This window comes from Olsenella sp. HMSC062G07 (assembly GCF_001811895.1).
GTDB lineage: Bacteria > Actinomycetota > Coriobacteriia > Coriobacteriales > Atopobiaceae > Olsenella_F > Olsenella_F massiliensis.
Map to the genome: position 1 here is coordinate 195,723 of NZ_KV806951.1, position 15,834 is coordinate 211,556.

The window sequence follows — 15,834 nt, forward strand, 5'->3', positions numbered from 1 at the left end:
GACGATTTCCCACCGCCCGCCGGCCATGGGACATATCGTCATCCGTTGGTTCTCAGGTGTATCCCCACGTTTGGGCTGCAATTTGCCGTTCTTCAGATAATTCCTAGCGAAATGTATAGACTTTATGAACGAAACATTTTATGATTACGAAGCATGAACTGACGACAAGCGCCGCGGCAGTCGTCACAACATGCGCACACACGCTTCACGCACGGATCACGCATCGCTTCTTCTCACAGAATGGAATGGAGGTCAGCAGTGGTAGGAATCGTTCTCGCCAGCCATGGTGGGCTCGCGGAGGGCGTCCTGTCGTCCGGGGCCATGATCTTTGGCTCCCAAGATGACGTCGCGACTGTCTCTCTCACCCCCGACATGGGGCCCGACGACTTCAAGGCCAAGCTCGTCGAGGCCGTCTCGACCCTGTCCGACCAGGAGCACGTGCTGTTCCTTGTCGATCTTAAGGGCGGCACTCCCTACAACCAGACCGTGACGCTCTTTGGGGAGGGCGAGCATGACGACTGGGTCGCGGTCACGGGCCTCAGCCTTCCCATGCTGCTCTCGGCCTATGAGTCGCGCGTCGAGGCGCAGACTGCCGCAGAGGTGGCACGGGGCGTCTACCAAGGCGCCAAGGTGAGCGTCAACGTCGTGCCCGAGAGCCTCACTCCCGAGGCGATCGTCACTGCCGCGCCGGCGACCAGGGCGGGCAAGTCTAAGTTGACGCTGGCGCCCGGCACGGTCCTGGGCGATGGAAAGATCCAGACGGCGCTGGTCCGCATTGACTCTCGTCTGCTGCACGGCCAGGTCGCGACCGCGTGGGCCAAGCAGGTCTCGCCCACGCGCATCGTGGTCGTGTCCGACGGCGTCGCCCGCGACCCCATGCGCAAGACCCTCATCACCGAGGCGGCGCCTCCGGGCGTGCGCGCCAACGTCATTCCCGTCTCCAAGCTCGTCGAGATCTGGGGGGACCCGCGCTTTGGCAGCACCAAGGCCCTCTTCCTGTTTGAGAACCCCGAGGACGTGGTGCGCGCGATAGACGGGGGCGTGGACTTCAAGGAGGTCAACTTTGGCTCCATGGCCCACTCTGCCGGCAAGGTGCTGCTCAACGACACCCTCTCCGTCGGCCCCGACGACGTCAAGGCCGTCCGGACCCTGCACGAGCGCGGCCTCAAGCTCTTTGCCCAGAAGGTCCCTACGGACAAGCCGCAGGACGTCTGGGGGCTCGTGGTCAAGGCCGGTCTGAACAAGTAGGTCCTCTTCAATCGATAGGGAAGGAACCACATGAACGTCGTATCCATCATCTTCGTGCTCGTCGTCGCATTCTTGGCCGGCCTCGAGGGCGTCCTGGACGAGTGGCAGTTTCACCAGCCCATCGTCGCCTGCACGCTTATCGGCATCGTCACGGGTCACCCCATGGAGGGCGTCCTGTTGGGCGGAACCCTGCAGATGGTCGCCCTTGGCTGGATGAACATCGGCGCCGCCGTCGCGCCCGACGCCGCACTGGCCTCCGTCGCCTCCGCCATCCTCGTCTGCATGAAGGGCGCCTCCGTCGCGGACGGCGTCGCCTCCGCCATGGCCCTCGCCGTCGCCGGGCTGGTCCTCACGATCTTCATCCGCACCATCACCGTCGGCATCATCCATCTGGCGGACGCGGCTGCCGACCAGGGCAACCTCGCGCGCGTCAACCGACTTCACCTCTCCGCCCTGACACTGCAGGGCCTGCGCATCCTCATCCCCGCCGCCTTCGTCATCGCCGTTCCCGCCGAGGCCGTCCAGGCCGCCCTTGAGGTCATTCCCGCCTGGATCTCGGGCGGGCTCGCCGCTGCCGGCGGGTTCATCGTCGTCGTCGGCTATGCCATGGTCATCAACATGATGGCGACCAAGGAACTCTGGCCGTTCTTCTTCATTGGCTTCGTGCTGTCGGTCCTCTCGGGCATCACGCTCATCGGCATGGGCATTCTGGGCGTGTGCCTGGCGTTCATCTACATCAACCTCAAGCCCGAGTTCAACGGTGGGGGAGGCTCCTCGCGGGGTGACTCCGTGGACGACCAGCTCGACATGATCATGAACGACTACGAGTAACAAGGGAGCAGAGACATGACAGACAACGCAGCTGTGTCCCCGACCCGCCTGAGCGAGGCCACCCGTCGCAAGGTGTGGTGGAAGAGCCAGTTCCTTCAGGGTTCCATGAACTACGAGCGCATGCAGGCGCTGGGCTGGTGCTACGGCATGGGTCCCGCCCTCAAGGAGCTTTATCCCGACAAGGATGACCTGGCCCAGGCCCTCAAGCGCCACCTTGAGTTCTTTAACACCCAGCCCTTCCTGGCCAGCCCGATCTTTGGCGTCGAGATGACGCTTGAGGAGGAGCGCGCCTCCGGCGTCGAGGTCGATGACGCCGCCATCCAGGGCGTCAAGATCGGCATGATGGGCCCGCTTGCCGGCGTGGGCGACCCCATCTTCTGGGGCACGATTCGCCCCGTCCTTGGCGCCTTCTGCGCGTCACTGGCCCTCTCGGGTTCCATAGCCGGTGCCTTCGTGTTCTTCATCGTGTGGAACCTCGTCAGGCTCGCCTTCATGTGGTACACGCAGGAGTTTGGCTACAAGCAGGGCATGAACATCACCAAGGACCTTTCGGGCGGCTTCCTCAAGAAGATCACCATGGGCGCCTCCATCCTGGGCATGTTCATCATGGGCGTCCTCATACCGCGTTGGACCTCCATGCCCATGTCCAAGGTCGTCTTCTCCAAGGCGGCCCTCAGCAACGCGGCCGACACCTTCCCGGGCATCGCAGGCCTTGCCGACGCCATCAACGGCGGCACGGTCAACGCCGAGAGCCTGACCCAGGGCGTGAGGTCGGTGGGCACCCTTGCCAGCACCGACACGGTGAGCATGATTGACGGCGTCGCGCAGGTGGTGCGCACCACTACGCTGCAATCCGTGCTTGACCAGCTGCTCCCCGCCTTGCTGCCGCTGGGCCTCACCTTCCTGTGCATCCGCCTGCTCAAGAAGGGCGTGAGCCCCATCACGATCATCTTCGCGCTGTTTGCAGTGGGCATCCTGGGCGCGCTCGTCGGCATCTTCTGAGTTTTCTAGGCGTCTGGAAGTTGGGCGACTGATGGTGGTGCGTCTGATGGTTTGGCGTGACGAGGCCCCGGCACCTCTGGGTTCCGGGGTCCTCTCATATGCGACTGCGAGGCCAAAGGGAGCGTTTCATGACTGACATGCTTGACGCGCTTGGCATTGTCAAAAAGGTTGTCAGAGGTGTTTTTCATGAGGGAGCAGATGCCGACGGGCAAGGTCACGTATGTCAGGGTCATGCGTGCACAGATCACTTGAGCGCTGACCACACGAGCGCTGAGCCTGAAGGTCAAGATTCTGCGCGTCAGGGGCCAATGCTGGTAAACAGCGAGGTAGAGCTTGGTACCAAGGCAAACTGCTTCCTGAGTCGACTTGCCCCCAAGCCGGGAACGATCATGCTGGGCGACGGAGGCATAGACTTCATCGCGGCGTCGGGACGTGGGTTCGTTGCGATTCCCTGGCCAAGCATTCAGAAGGTACGCGCTGACGTCTACGGCAAGCACGTCCGAGGCATCGAGGTGGTCACCGCCGATGGGCGTGCGATACCGTTCGTTTTGTCGCGGGGCCATGAGGTGCTGCGCGTCATCCATGCTCACCTGGGGCGAACACGGATTGTCTCGATGCGCCATAACGTGGCGTTGCGTTAGGCCTTGCCCTCACGTTTGTGGCGGCTCAGGGTCCAACTTTGGGTTCGGACCCGAATCACGGCATGCCCCCGCGAGCGCTTCTGTACGCTACGGATCAAGACGGTGGACGCCGACATCCAGAGGTATGTCCCCTCGGGCGCCTCTGTACGGCATGATGCATATTTTGAGAATCAGTATGCTTTGCTACCTAAGTGGGCACGCCCAAAAATCGCACTACTCGGCCTTTTTGACCCTTTTGAGGCCATTTTGCCCGAGTAATGCGATTTATTGCGGGGCATGTGAAGTATCAGCTGCATAATCCATGCGCGTTTGTGCGCGCCAGGTGCTCCCGCACGGGTCAAGCCTTTGCCGGAGCGCCTGCCAGGCGCGCCCGCGCATCCCAAATCCGTCTGAGCGGTCGTCATGTCCGGGCCGCCGGCGGCCCGGCGGCGGCAAGCCTAGAAGAACGCCTCGATGCCCTCGTCATGATAGGCCGACGCGTAGTCAGATAGGTCCTCGGGCTTTAGCGCGGTGACGCCATGCAAGGGATAGTCGCGCTCGAGCAGCCGGTACTTGTTCTCGCCGTAGTTGTGGAACGGAAGCAGCTGAACGCGTGAAAGCCCCATTTCGCGCAGGGTGCGCGCCATCAGACGGGCGTCCTCGGTCCTGTCGTTGAAGCCGGGGATGACGGGCGTGCGCACCAGAACGTCCTTGCCCATCTCCACGGCCGCGCGGATGTTTGCGTGAATAAGCTCTATGCCGCCGCCCGTGCCGCGCCGATGAGCCGCGTCATCCCCGTGCTTCATGTCGATCAGCATGTGGTCCAGGTGCTCGGCGACTGCGACGAACGTCTCCGTCGGCACGTATGCCTCCGTCTCGATGCAGGTGTCAACACCTTCCTCGTGCAGGCGACTCAATAGCTCGATGTCAAATTCGGGCCACAGCATCGCCTCGCCGCCCGACAGCGTCACGCCGCCGCCGGACTCCTCGTAGAACGGCTTGTCCTGCAGACAGAACTCAAGAACCTCATCGACGGTCTTGGTCTCGCCCGCGATGGAGAGCGCCTTGCCCGGGCACTCCTCCACGGCCTTCTCGGCGGCGCTCGTCGTCGCGTCCGCGTGACGCACGTCAACGTGGGCCTTGCCGCCGACGACGGACGTCCCCGCATGGGGCAGCAGCTCGATGCAGTGACCGCAGCCTATGCAGGCGCCTTCCTTCCATTCGAGCTGGGGCTCACGTCGCTGGCTCTCGGGGTTGGAGCACCAGAAGCAACGCAGCGGGCATCCCTTGAGGAACACCACCGTGCGTATTCCCGGCCCGTCGTTGAGGCTGAACTTCTGCATGTTGAACACCGTCGCGCGCTGCATGGCGACCCTTCCTCATTCGGCGCAGTCCGGACAGGCCTCGTTGCCGCCCAGGGTCTGGACCTGGCGCCGCGCCTCCTCCTCTGCCTCGTCGAGACTTGAGAATCCCTGGTAGCGCAGGGTATTTTGAAATGCCTCACGGGTCATGGAGCGCCCCTGTGCCGCCAGCTCGTGCTGGTGGCGGACCAGTGCCTCGAGCGTGCGCTCGGAGTAGGTCATCAGCTCGCCTCTCGTGTACGTCTCGAACGAGGTGTCAACGGAGGAGTCTCCCGCGCTCGTGGCGGGACGGATGAAGACGCTGAGATAGGGGTAGCTCTCGGCGAGTTCGTCGGTGTCGCGCACCATCGCAAAGGTCAGCTCGTCCACGAGCTGAGAGGCGCGCGGGGAAGGCGCCGGCGCCACCTGGCCCAGGCGCTCGTAGCTCTCGGGCTCGGTGGCGCGCATCATGTGCAGGTACTTCTCGGTGACGAGGTTGCGTCCCTCTTGCTCGGCGTCGCGCAGGTCGTGAAGGTAGCTCTCCAGGGCCTCGGTTGGCCAGCTCTCAAACTGGGCGCGCCGCATCTGATCAAAGGTCTGTGGTCGCTCCTGGCACGTCACTTTTTCGTGGCCCTCGTTGACGGTGGAGAACATCGCCCACTCACGCTCGACGAGCTCGTCCATGAGCGCGTCGCCGCCTTGCGAGGCCCGTCCACCCTCGGTGGTTTCGTGTCCGATGATAGTGCCCATACGCCCGCCCTTTCCCCTGTCGACATCGTGCGAGCGAGGAACAGCCTGAGACCTCGCGCACATGTTTTTGAGCTTATGAACGAAACAAAATCCTCTTCCAAGGGTATCTACAGAGTACCCCATCGGGACCCCTGCGCGACGCGTGTGTCAGGAGCATATGTATGTTCTGTACGTACGCGCCAGTTCAGGGACGCTCGTTGACAGTGCTCCGGCACCGTCGTACAATATATTACGAACGAAATAATTATAGCTTATTTACGAAGTAACGGTACGATTCACAGCCCATGACATACGAACGTTTCACGTCATCGCCCAGCTCATACGTCCAGCTTGTCAGCAAGGGAGAAAAACATGGAGAACAAGGAGCACTTTGGGTCGCTGACCCCGGTCATGCAAGCCTTCCGCGACGAGGTCCTCAACGAGAAGCCCTTTGTTGACGCGGAGCGCGCCGTGCTGTGCACGGAGTCCTACCGCCAGACGCTCAACCAGCCGCCCGTCATGCGCCGCGCCCTCTCGCTCGCGCACATCCTCGACAACATGACCATCTACATCGAGGACAAGACCCAGATCGCCGGCAACCAGGCCACCAAGAACAGCAACGCGCCCGTGTTTCCCGAGTACACGCTGGGCTTCATCCTTGACGAGCTCGACACGTTCGAGAAGCGCGACGGTGACGTGTTCTACATGACCGAAAAGGACAAGCAGCGCATCCGCGACATCGCCCCCTTCTGGGAGAACAACAACCTTCGTGCTCGCGGCATGGAGCTTCTGCCCGACGAGGTCTCCGTCTTCATGGAGACGGGCGTCTTTGGCATGGAGGGAAAGCTCAACGCCGGCGACGCCCACCTTGCCGTCAACCATGACCGTCTGCTCCGCGAGGGCCTGCGCGGCTTTGAGGAGCGCGCCCGCGCTGCGAAGGCCGCCCTTGACCTCACCGATCCCGCGTCCGTGGACAAGTACGCGTTCTACAAGGCCGTCCTCGTCGTGATCGACGCCTCCCGCCGCTTCGCGCTGCGTTATGCCGAGCTGGCCGCCAAGCTTGCGGCCACCTGCGACGACCCCACGCGCAAGGCGGAGCTCGAGCGCATGAGCGCCATCTGCTCCAAGGTTCCCTACGAACCCGCGAGCTCCTTCCGTGAGGCCATCCAGTCCGTGTGGTTCTCGCAGGTGCTCCTTCAGATCGAGTCCAACGGGCACTCCGTCTCGTTTGGCCGCTTTGACCAGTACCTCTATCCCTATTACATGGCCGACCTCGCCAACGGCGAGATCACCCGCGACGAGGCGCTCGAGCTTCTCACCAACCTGTGGATCAAGACGCTCACGATCCAGAAGATTCGCAGCCAGGCGCACACGCTCTCGTCGGCCGGCTCGCCCATGTACCAGAACGTCACCATCGGCGGCCAGACCACCGACGGTCATGACGCCGTCAACGAGCTCTCGTTCCTCGTGCTGCAGTCCGTCGCGCAGACCCGCCTCACCCAGCCCAATCTCACCGTCCGTTACCACGCGAACATCGACAAGAAGTTCTTTGACGAGTGCGTCGAGGTCATGAGGCTCGGCTTTGGCATGCCCTCCATGAACAACGACGAGGTCATCATCCCCTCGTTCATCAACTGGGGCGTCGCCAAGGAGGATGCATATAACTACTCCGCCATCGGCTGCGTCGAGACGGCCGTGCCGGGCAAGTGGGGGTATCGCTGCACGGGCATGAGCTACCTCAACTTCCCGCGTCTGCTCCTGTGCGCCATGAACGGCGGCATCGACCTCACGAGCGGCAGGCGCTTCACCCAGGACTACGGCACCTTCACGCAGATGGGGAGCTACGAGGAGCTCGTGGCGGCCTGGGACAAGACCATCCGCGAGATGACGCGCTACTCCGTGATCGTGGAGAACGCCATCGACAAGGCCTCCGAGCGCGAGGTTCCCGACGTGCTCTGCTCCACGCTCGTCGATGACTGCATCGCGCGCGGCAAGACCATCAAGGAGGGCGGCGCGGTCTACGACTTCATCAGCGGTCTTCAGGTGGGCATCGCCAACATGGCCGACTCCCTCGCCGCCATCAAGAAGCTCGTGTTCGAGGAGAAGAGGATCACGCAGCAGCAGCTCTGGGACGCCATTCTCGACAACTTTGAGAGCCCGGAGAGCCGGCGCGTCCAGCAGCTGCTCATCGACGGCGCCCCCAAGTACGGCAACGACGACGACTACGTGGACAACCTGGTCGTCGAGGCCTACGACTCCTACATCGACGAGATCAAGAAGTACCCCAACACGCGTCACGACCGCGGGCCCATCGGCGGCATCCGCTACTCCGGCACGAGCTCCATCAGCGCCAACGTGGGGCAGGGCATGGGCACCATGGCGACGCCCGACGGCCGGAAGGCCCACGAGCCCCTCGCCGAGGGCTCGAGTCCGGCGCACAACTGCGACAAGCAGGGTCCCACGGCCGTGTTCAAGTCGGTGTCCAAGCTGCGCACCGAGAAGCTCACGGGCGGATCGCTGTTGAACCAGAAGGTCACGCCCATGATGCTCGAGCGCGAGGAGAACCGCCAGAAGCTCGAGATGATGCTCAGGACCTTCTTCAACCGCCTGCACGGGTACCACGTCCAGTTTAACGTGGTCTCCCGCGACACCCTCCTGGATGCCCAGGCGCACCCCGAGGCCCACAAGGACCTCGTCGTCCGCGTCGCCGGCTACAGCGCCTTCTTCAACGTGCTGTCCAAGACGACCCAGGACGACATCATCGGTCGTACGGAGCAAACCCTGTAGACTGGTGGGTAGCAGACACGACCGGCGGGAGCCAGAGGAAAGGCGGCATCATGGAGTTCTTCATCGACAGCGCGGACATTGAGGCCATCAAGGAGCTGAACGCGTTTCTTCCCATTGACGGCGTGACCACCAACCCGACGATCATCACCAAGTCGGGCAGGCAGCCCGAAGAGGTCCTTGAGGAGCTCACGGAGGTGCTCAGCGAGGACCAGAAGATCTTTGCCCAGGTCATTGCCACGGACTACGAGGGCATCCTCGCGGAGGCGCACGAGATCGCCTCGCTGCGCGGCGGCAAGAACGTCCTGGTGAAGATTCCCGTCTCGCGCGAGGGCCTCAAGGCCATCCCGGTGCTCAAGGCGGAGGGGACTGGCGTCTTGGCCACGGGCATCTACTCTGCCGACCAGGCCTTCTGGGCCGCCAAGGCCGGTGCGGACTACCTGGCGCCCTACGTCAACCGCATGTGCAACTATGGCGACGGCGTCGGCCAGGTCGTCGAGCTCGTTGACACGCTGGCCCTCTACGGCCTGGACGCCAAGGTCTGCGCCGCGTCCTTCAAGAACGTGGACCAGGTGCATCAGCTCCTGGCGGCCGGCACTCCTGCCGTCACGGTGGCCCCCGACGTGATCAGGGCCATGGTCGACCATCCGGGCACCGCCATCGCCGTGGACGAGTTCACGGCCAACTGGCAGAAGGCCTACGGTCGCACGACCCTGAGGGCATAGCCAAGGCCCAGGGAGGCGGTCCGTTCGCACCGGACGCCCGCCCGTTGCCGGGCAGGGGAGAAGGGGCTGCGAACGGTCGCGCGAATCTCCGGCGCCGCAGAGACGATCGCAAGAGGGGAGGGTGCCACGACGGCGCCCTCCCCTTGCATGCGGCGTCCCCGTGACACGTCGCGGCGCTACGCCACGGGCCGTCCGGTGTCGTCCAGCTTGGTCGTGGCGATGGCGCGGCGCATCTTGTGCAAGGTCTCGGAGACGTTGGGCACATGAAACATGACGGCCGTATAGAGGGTGTCCACCAGGGCAAGCTGCGAGATCCGGCTCGACAGCGACTCGGAGCGATAGCCCGTCTCGTCGGAGACGGATACGAGCACGACGTCCGCGTATGCCTGCAGGTGCTCGGACGGGTAGCTGGTGATGACGATGGTGCGCACGCCGGCCTTCTTGACGATGCCCGCCAGGCGGACCATCTCCTTGGTGAGGCCCGTGTGGCTGATGACGATCGCACAGTCCTCGGGCCCCAGGAGGGACGCCTGCATCAGCTGCAGGTGATAGTCCTGGGCAAATACGGTCTGCAGGGGGGAGCGCAGGAACTTCTGATAGGAGTCGTACGCCACGGCGTTTGAGCCCCCGCACCCATGAAACGAAACACGCTTGGACGACAGCAGTATCTGCACGGCCTTGTCGAGCGCATCCCGCTGCTGGAGTCGCAGGGTGTCCTCAAGTGACTTGATGCTCGATTGGAAGACCGCCTGCGCGACCGAGGAGATGTCGTCCCTCTCGCTGATGTTCTCATGCACCGACACCTGTGGGTCAAAGGCGTCTGCCAGAAGGTCGTCCCTAAAGTCCCTGAACCCCTGATAGCCCAGATGCTTGGCAAACTTGAAGATGGTGGAATCCGCGACGCCAAGCTCGTCAGACATCTCGCTGATGGTCATGCGCGACGCTCGTACGGGGTCGGAGAGGATGAGCTGGGCTATTGACTGCTCCTTGCGGGTGAACGTGGAGGAGGAGGTCTTTATCTTGAGCAACACCGCCGTCGGGCTCGTGGACATATGGACTCCCCCTTCTCGTGCCGCCTGGACCTGTGGGAAACCCCACGCAGGCATAGGTAGATAGGTAAATGGTACGACCAGATGTGCGCCTGGGGGGGACGCCACACGGCGGGCCATAGAAAAAGTAACAAAAAAATTTTTGTTAAGGCACTAGAAAAAAGAAAAATGTTAGCTAAAATGTATACAGAACATCCACAGTTCGTGTGGACATTGTGTTCAAACAACCTGAGCACGTGAGGCCAGGAAGCCAAGAAGGGAAGGGCGATGGGCAACTACGTTGGCGTCATCGGCATGGGGGTCATGGGTCAGAGCCTTGCCCTCAACATTGCGAACCATGGCTACGCGGTTTCCGTGTACAACCGCCATGGGCAGGTCACCAAGGACTTCATGGACACGCGCGCAAAGGGGCATGACAACATCACCGCCGCCTATGAGCTCAAGGACTTTGTGGCGTCGCTGGACGCGCCCCGCAAGGTGATCCTCATGGTCAAGGCCGGTCCCGTGGTGGATGCGGTCACCGACAGCCTTCTGCCGTATCTCGAGAAGGGCGACATCGTCATCGACGCGGGCAACTCCTACTTTGAGGACACCAAGCGTCGCATGGAGCACTACGAGGAGCTTGGCGTCAGCTTCTTTGGCATGGGCGTATCGGGAGGCGAGAAGGGCGCCCTCCTGGGGCCCTCCATCATGCCGAGCGGCGACCGCGACCTCTACGATCGGCACCTGCGCACGCTCCTCACGGACATATCGGCCCACACCGAGGACGGCAGCCCCTGCTGCGACTACATTGGACCGGAGGGTTCGGGCCAGTACGTGAAGATGGTGCACAACGGCATAGAGTACGGTGACATCCAGATCATCGACGAGGCCTACTTCATCATGAAGCATATGCTGGGCATGACCAACGCCCAGATGGCCGACACCTTTGAGGAGTGGAACAACGGTCGCCTTGACTCCTTCCTCGTGGAGATCACCTACAAGATCCTGCGCGTGAAGGACCCGGAGACTGGCGATGACCTCATAGACCACATCCTGGACGAGGCGGGCCAAAAGGGCACGGGCATGTGGACTGCCATCGAGGGCCTCAAGATGTACCTGGCCATACCTACCATGGCCGAGGCCGTCTTTGCCCGCAACCTCTCTGCCGTCAAGGGCGAGCGCGTCATTGCCGCCGGACATTTTCCCGAGCGTCCCCACTGTGATGTCCAGGACAAGCGGGGTTTGCTCGAGGACCTTGAGCAGGCGGTTTATGCCAGCAAGATCATGTCATACGCACAGGGCTTCCAGCTGCTTGCGAAGGCGTCCGACGAATATGGGTGGGACCTCAAGCTGGGCGACATTGCCCTGCTCTGGCGCGAGGGCTGCATCATTCGCGCCAAGTTCCTGGGACGCATCAAGGCGGCCTATGACAACAGCCAGGGCAAGGTCCAGAACCTCATGCTCACCGACGAGTTCATGGAGGAGATCAGGGTGGCCGTCGCCGGTTGGCGTCGCGTGGTGGCAAAGGCCATCGAGGCCGGCCTCTACGTGCCCACCATCGCCAACTCGCTGCTGTACTTTGACGGCTACACGAGCGAGAAGCTCCCGGCCAACCTCTGCCAGGCTCAGCGAGACTGGTTTGGGGCGCACACCTACCGTCGTGACGACCAGCCCCATGACCTCTCGTTCCATCACCCGTGGGAGGAGCTTGGCTAGACGAGGGGCATGTCCATAGGGGAATCTCCTCTTGGGGGAAGGGGGGTCGCACGCAATAGGACCGCGACGAAATCCTGGGTTTTCTGCCGGCATGGCAGCTCTTTGGGTAGCTTCTAGGAAAGGTGGCAACATGAGTGTCATACAAGCGCTGCTCATCGCAGTGTTCGTAGCAGCAATTGAGTCCCGTGCGTTGGGTTACACAACGCTCACCATGCGTTTCTCCCCGCTCATGACGGGCATGTGGGTTGGTCTCATCCTGGGCAACATGCCTCTGGCGATGGTGACCACCGCAGCGATTCAGCTTATTTACATGGGAGTCGTCGCACCAGGCGGCCCTCTTCCCTCCGAGCCCTCCATCTCTGCCGCCGTCGCCGTCTCTGCGGCGGTCATCGGCAACCTTGACGCAAACGCCGCCGTCGCCATCGCTGTGCCCGTCGGCCTGCTCGGCAGCTATCTGTATCAGTTCCGCTTCTTCCTCAACACCTTTGCCATCCGTAAGATGGACCAGTACGCGGCAGAAGGCGACAGCGCCAAGCTCGGCTTCTGGATCGGCGCCATCCCCACCCTCATTTCCTTTGCGATCTTTGTGCCGCTGATGTTTGTCGCACTGTACCTCGGCGCCCCCGTCATCTCGGATTTCATGGGCTCCATCAGCAACGGCCCTGCCCTGCACGTCCTGAGTACCGTCGGCGGCGGCCTGGCGGCCCTGGGCATCGCCGTGACCATGCACGTCATCGGCAATCGCAGCCTACTTCCCTTCTTCTTCCTGGCATATTTCTTGGTCGTGACTTCCAACACTCTCATTGCGGCGCTTGCTAAGGCCGACATCGTCGTTCCCGCTATCACCACGGTTACATGGGCGGTGTTTGGCGTGATCATCGCGCTGCTCTATACCCTGTTCACCACCAAGAAGAGCGAAGCGTAGGGCATGCCGGCCAGAAAGGGGCTTGAGTCATGAGCGAAGAGAAGATCGTCCTCTCTGACAACTATAAGGACTATCTGAACGACGAGGGTGTCATCGAGGGAGACCCATCCCTCATGCTGGGAGAAGAGAACGCTCCGGAGCAAATTACCAACAGCGATTTGCTTAAGGCATGGTTCCGTGGTTGGTGGGCAAACGAGGTTCCCCACTCGTTTGACCGTATGATCGCCCCCGCCTTCCTGTTTGGTCTCATGCCGGTTCTCAAGAAGCTCTATAAGAACAAGGTCATGCTGGGCGAGGCCTATCAGCGGCATATGGTGTTCTTTAACACCCAGGCGATCTGGGGGCAGGGCCTCATCACAGGCATAACCGCCTCCCTTGAGGAGGAGCGTGCAAAGGCGCTGCATGAGGGTAGGGCTGACGAGGCAATCACGCCGGAGATCATCAACAGCACCAAAGTCGGCCTCATGGGACCGCTTGCCGGCATTGGCGACTCCATTGACTCTGGAACCGTCCAGTACATCTTCATCGCCATGTTCCTGCCGCTGGCCCAGGCTGGCAGCGCGGCTGGCGCCCTGCTTCCCTGGCTCTGCTTCACGGCGGTGACGTTCCTCTATGGCTTCGGTTTTGTGCGGCTGGGACACAAGCTTGGTCGTCGTGCTGCATTGGAGGTCATGAAGGGCGAGCGCATCCGCACCATCATCAACGGGCTCGGCGTGCTTGGCCTCTTCATGATGGGCATCCTTGCGGCAAGCTACGTCAAGCTGTCATCGCCTCTCGCCTTTGAGCTTAGCGGCAAGACCTTTGCCATCCAGACCATCCTTGATGGCATCCTGCCGGGCGTCATTCCCCTGGTGGCCGTTGTTGCCCTGTACTTCTACTTCAAGAAGAACGGCCTCAAGATCACCAAGGCGATGCTCATCTACACGGGCGTGCTTGTCGTTCTTGGCCTGCTTCACGTTCTGTAAGGAGGTATGCGTGAAGAACAGAAGGATTCTTGTCATCACCCACGGCCACTTTGGCATTGAGCTGGTAAAAAGCGTCGAGATGATCATGGGCAAGCAAGACTTCATCAAGGCCATGGGCCTGGTTCCCGGCCAGTCGGTGGACGAGCTTCGCCAGCAGGCGTTCGATGCCATCGCGCAAAACGAGCAGGCGGGAGCCGAGACCATCGTTGCGTGTGACCTGCTGGGCGGCAGCCCCAGTAACGTTGCCCTCTCCTGCCTCGGAAAGATTGACTGCAAGGTGGTCTTGGGCGTCAACATGCCGTTCCTCATCGAACTCATTCAGAACGTCAATGACGTCGATGATGTTGACGAGCTGGTTCAAGGTGCCGTGGAGGCCGGACGCACGGGTCTTGTCATCAAGGACAGGGCCACCCTGTTGAAAGGATAGGAACATGGGAACCATCACTCTTGCCCGCATAGACGACCGTCTCATCCATGGCCAGGTCATGCAGGTCTGGTCCAAGGGCCACGGCACCAATGCCATCTTTGTGGTGGACGACGCAACGGCCAGTGACGAGTTCATGAAGGAGATTTACGAATCCACCCAGTCCACGGGAGGCATGAAGATCAAGGTGTTCTCATCCGACGGCATCGTGGACGAGTGGAACAAGAACCAGTTTGGCGACTACAGGCTCATGCTGGTGTACAAGAGCGCTGCCTACGTCAAGAAGTCCGTTGACGGTGGCGTCCCCCTTCCCTTCGTCGATGTGGGAGGCATTGCCATCAAGCCGGGCTCGACGCGCATCATTCCGTCCGTCGGCCTCAACGAACGTGACGCCCAGCTGCTCAAGGCCGTCCAGGATGCCGGTATCGAGGTCTTTTTCCAGAACATTCCATCGAGCGAGAAGGTCTCTCTGGATGAGGCCCTAAAGAAGATGGGGAAATAATGACAGCACATTACAACATCGCCATCGTCAACTCCTCCTCCTTCGGACAGTACTTCCCGGAGCATCTGGAGCGCCTCAAGGCGCTGGGCAGCGTCGAGCGCGTGCGTGTCGCAGGTGACGCGCACGGCAAGGAGCTTGCGGACGCATTGCGCGACTTCAACGTGGTCATTGCGTCGGTCACCCCGTTCTTTGACGCGGAGTTCTTTGACAACAAGCGCGACCTGCTGCTGCTGAGCCGCCATGGCATTGGCTTCAACAACGTTGACGTCGAGGCCGCAACCAAGGCAGGCACGCTCGTGACGACCGTTCCCCCCAAGGTGGAGCGTGACGCCGTGGCCGAGGGTACCGTCGCGACCCTCATGAGCCTGATGAGACGCGTCAGCGACTCGCATGTGGCCGCCAACGAGGGCCGCTGGGCCGACCGCGCCTCGTTCATCGGCGCGGGGCTATCCGGCAAGACCCTTGGCATCGTGGGGTGCGGCAACATCGGCACGCGCGTGGTGGAGATTCTGAGCCGTGGCTTTGACATGCGTGTTCTTGCCTGCGATCCGGTGCGTCACGAGAAGTGGGCGGACGTTTTGGGCGTGGAGTACGCGGATGTGGACACCGTCGTCTCTGGCTGTGACGTCCTGTCCCTCAATGCGGACCTCAATCCCAGCTCCCTGCACATCATCGGGGAGCATGCCCTCTCGCTCATGAAGCGGGGCGTGTATGTGGTGGACACCGCCCGGGCGGACCTCATTGACCAGCAGGCCATGCTGCGCGCCCTGCAGGATGGCACGGTCGCGGGCCTGGCGCTCGACGTGATGCACGACGAGCCCCCGGCACCCGACGACCCCTACTTCAACCATCCCAAGGTGCTGGTGACCACGCACATCTCGGCCTATACCGCCGAATGCCTGCGTGGCATGGGCGACAAGGTGACGGGGGACGTGGAGCGTCTGGCGCGGGGTGAGGAGCCCGTCAACGCCAAGAACTAGAAGACGCCCATA

General features: G+C 62.0%; 15 protein-coding genes. 12 read left to right on the top strand and 3 right to left on the bottom strand.

Going from position 1 to position 15,834, the window contains the following annotated elements; all coding sequences use genetic code 11:
• Nucleotides 1-258: 258 nt before the first annotated feature.
• The 4 genes from HMPREF2826_RS04085 (at nt 259) to HMPREF2826_RS09090 (ending at nt 3,722) form a co-directional block, all read left to right on the top strand.
• Complete coding sequence (locus tag HMPREF2826_RS04085; RefSeq protein WP_070639436.1) at nt 259-1,248, top strand: PTS sugar transporter subunit IIB; 990 nt, start codon at nt 259-261, stop codon at nt 1,246-1,248.
• A gap of 30 nt (nt 1,249-1,278) precedes the next feature.
• Nucleotides 1,279-2,079, top strand: a complete 801-nt coding sequence (locus HMPREF2826_RS04090) for a PTS mannose/fructose/sorbose transporter subunit IIC (RefSeq protein ID WP_070639437.1) — start codon at nt 1,279-1,281, stop codon at nt 2,077-2,079.
• A 15-nt stretch (nt 2,080-2,094) separates the two neighbouring features.
• Nucleotides 2,095-3,081, top strand: a complete 987-nt coding sequence (locus HMPREF2826_RS04095) for a PTS system mannose/fructose/sorbose family transporter subunit IID (RefSeq protein ID WP_070639439.1) — start codon at nt 2,095-2,097, stop codon at nt 3,079-3,081.
• A gap of 128 nt (nt 3,082-3,209) precedes the next feature.
• Entirely contained in the window at nt 3,210-3,722 is a 513-nt protein-coding gene (locus HMPREF2826_RS09090; protein ID WP_168163978.1) for a DUF956 family protein, read from the top strand.
• A gap of 437 nt (nt 3,723-4,159) precedes the next feature.
• On the opposite strand, the gene HMPREF2826_RS04105 is transcribed toward HMPREF2826_RS09090, so the two are convergent.
• Together HMPREF2826_RS04105 and HMPREF2826_RS04110 are read right to left on the bottom strand one after the other, a co-directional pair.
• Nucleotides 4,160-5,068, bottom strand: a complete 909-nt coding sequence (locus HMPREF2826_RS04105; protein ID WP_070639443.1) for a glycyl-radical enzyme activating protein — start codon at nt 5,066-5,068, stop codon at nt 4,160-4,162.
• A gap of 12 nt (nt 5,069-5,080) precedes the next feature.
• On the bottom strand, nt 5,081-5,791 hold the full coding sequence (locus HMPREF2826_RS04110; protein WP_168163979.1) for a DUF4125 family protein: 711 nt from the start codon (nt 5,789-5,791) through the stop codon (nt 5,081-5,083).
• Nucleotides 5,792-6,142: 351 nt separating this feature from the next.
• On the opposite strand from HMPREF2826_RS04110, the gene HMPREF2826_RS04115 reads away from it, so the two are divergent.
• Together HMPREF2826_RS04115 and HMPREF2826_RS04120 are read left to right on the top strand one after the other, a co-directional pair.
• Nucleotides 6,143-8,557, top strand: coding sequence for a glycyl radical protein (locus HMPREF2826_RS04115; protein ID WP_070639445.1), 2,415 nt, complete (start codon nt 6,143-6,145; stop codon nt 8,555-8,557).
• A 50-nt stretch (nt 8,558-8,607) separates the two neighbouring features.
• Nucleotides 8,608-9,279: a transaldolase family protein gene (locus HMPREF2826_RS04120; protein WP_070639447.1), complete on the top strand. Its 672-nt coding sequence runs from the start codon at nt 8,608-8,610 to the stop codon at nt 9,277-9,279.
• Between the two features lie 176 nt (nt 9,280-9,455).
• Here the strand turns inward: HMPREF2826_RS04120 and HMPREF2826_RS04125 are convergent, their stop codons facing one another.
• Nucleotides 9,456-10,331 carry a MurR/RpiR family transcriptional regulator gene (locus tag HMPREF2826_RS04125; protein ID WP_070639448.1) on the bottom strand — a complete coding sequence of 292 codons (876 nt, stop codon included), beginning with the start codon at nt 10,329-10,331 and terminating at the stop codon, nt 9,456-9,458.
• Nucleotides 10,332-10,595: 264 nt separating this feature from the next.
• Here HMPREF2826_RS04125 and gndA point away from each other — a divergent pair, with 264 nt between their 5' ends.
• The 6 genes from gndA to HMPREF2826_RS04155 all read left to right on the top strand — a co-directional run bounded on the left by gndA (nt 10,596) and on the right by HMPREF2826_RS04155 (nt 15,822).
• Nucleotides 10,596-12,026, top strand: a complete 1,431-nt coding sequence (gndA, locus tag HMPREF2826_RS04130; protein ID WP_070639451.1) for an NADP-dependent phosphogluconate dehydrogenase — start codon at nt 10,596-10,598, stop codon at nt 12,024-12,026.
• Between the two features lie 130 nt (nt 12,027-12,156).
• Complete coding sequence (locus HMPREF2826_RS04135) at nt 12,157-12,951, top strand: PTS mannose/fructose/sorbose/N-acetylgalactosamine transporter subunit IIC (protein WP_070639453.1); 795 nt, start codon at nt 12,157-12,159, stop codon at nt 12,949-12,951.
• Nucleotides 12,952-12,980: 29 nt separating this feature from the next.
• A complete protein-coding gene (locus tag HMPREF2826_RS04140) occupies nt 12,981-13,916 on the top strand; it encodes a PTS system mannose/fructose/sorbose family transporter subunit IID (protein ID WP_083307244.1) in 936 nt (311 codons plus the stop codon).
• 10 nt (nt 13,917-13,926) lie between these two features.
• Nucleotides 13,927-14,343: a PTS sugar transporter subunit IIA gene (locus HMPREF2826_RS04145; protein WP_070639455.1), complete on the top strand. Its 417-nt coding sequence runs from the start codon at nt 13,927-13,929 to the stop codon at nt 14,341-14,343.
• A gap of 4 nt (nt 14,344-14,347) precedes the next feature.
• Nucleotides 14,348-14,842 carry a PTS sugar transporter subunit IIB gene (locus HMPREF2826_RS04150; protein WP_070639457.1) on the top strand — a complete coding sequence of 165 codons (495 nt, stop codon included), beginning with the start codon at nt 14,348-14,350 and terminating at the stop codon, nt 14,840-14,842.
• Nucleotides 14,842-15,822, top strand: coding sequence for a D-isomer specific 2-hydroxyacid dehydrogenase family protein (locus HMPREF2826_RS04155; protein WP_070639458.1), 981 nt, complete (start codon nt 14,842-14,844; stop codon nt 15,820-15,822). Before HMPREF2826_RS04150 ends, HMPREF2826_RS04155 begins: the two co-directional genes overlap by 1 nt.
• Nucleotides 15,823-15,834: the final 12 nt, after the last annotated feature.

Coding starts and splice junctions, on each gene's coding strand:
- HMPREF2826_RS04135 (WP_070639453.1), top strand. CDS start 12,157: ATGAGTGTCATACAAGCGCTGCTCATCGCAGTGTTCGTAGCAGCAATT.
- HMPREF2826_RS04095 (WP_070639439.1), top strand. CDS start 2,095: ATGACAGACAACGCAGCTGTGTCCCCGACCCGCCTGAGCGAGGCCACC.
- HMPREF2826_RS04105 (WP_070639443.1), bottom strand. CDS start 5,068: ATGCAGCGCGCGACGGTGTTCAACATGCAGAAGTTCAGCCTCAACGAC.
- HMPREF2826_RS04150 (WP_070639457.1), top strand. CDS start 14,348: ATGGGAACCATCACTCTTGCCCGCATAGACGACCGTCTCATCCATGGC.
- HMPREF2826_RS04140 (WP_083307244.1), top strand. CDS start 12,981: ATGAGCGAAGAGAAGATCGTCCTCTCTGACAACTATAAGGACTATCTG.
- HMPREF2826_RS04125 (WP_070639448.1), bottom strand. CDS start 10,331: ATGTCCACGAGCCCGACGGCGGTGTTGCTCAAGATAAAGACCTCCTCC.
- HMPREF2826_RS09090 (WP_168163978.1), top strand. CDS start 3,210: ATGACTGACATGCTTGACGCGCTTGGCATTGTCAAAAAGGTTGTCAGA.
- HMPREF2826_RS04110 (WP_168163979.1), bottom strand. CDS start 5,791: ATGGGCACTATCATCGGACACGAAACCACCGAGGGTGGACGGGCCTCG.
- HMPREF2826_RS04155 (WP_070639458.1), top strand. CDS start 14,842: ATGACAGCACATTACAACATCGCCATCGTCAACTCCTCCTCCTTCGGA.
- HMPREF2826_RS04115 (WP_070639445.1), top strand. CDS start 6,143: ATGGAGAACAAGGAGCACTTTGGGTCGCTGACCCCGGTCATGCAAGCC.
- gndA (WP_070639451.1), top strand. CDS start 10,596: ATGGGCAACTACGTTGGCGTCATCGGCATGGGGGTCATGGGTCAGAGC.
- HMPREF2826_RS04090 (WP_070639437.1), top strand. CDS start 1,279: ATGAACGTCGTATCCATCATCTTCGTGCTCGTCGTCGCATTCTTGGCC.
- HMPREF2826_RS04120 (WP_070639447.1), top strand. CDS start 8,608: ATGGAGTTCTTCATCGACAGCGCGGACATTGAGGCCATCAAGGAGCTG.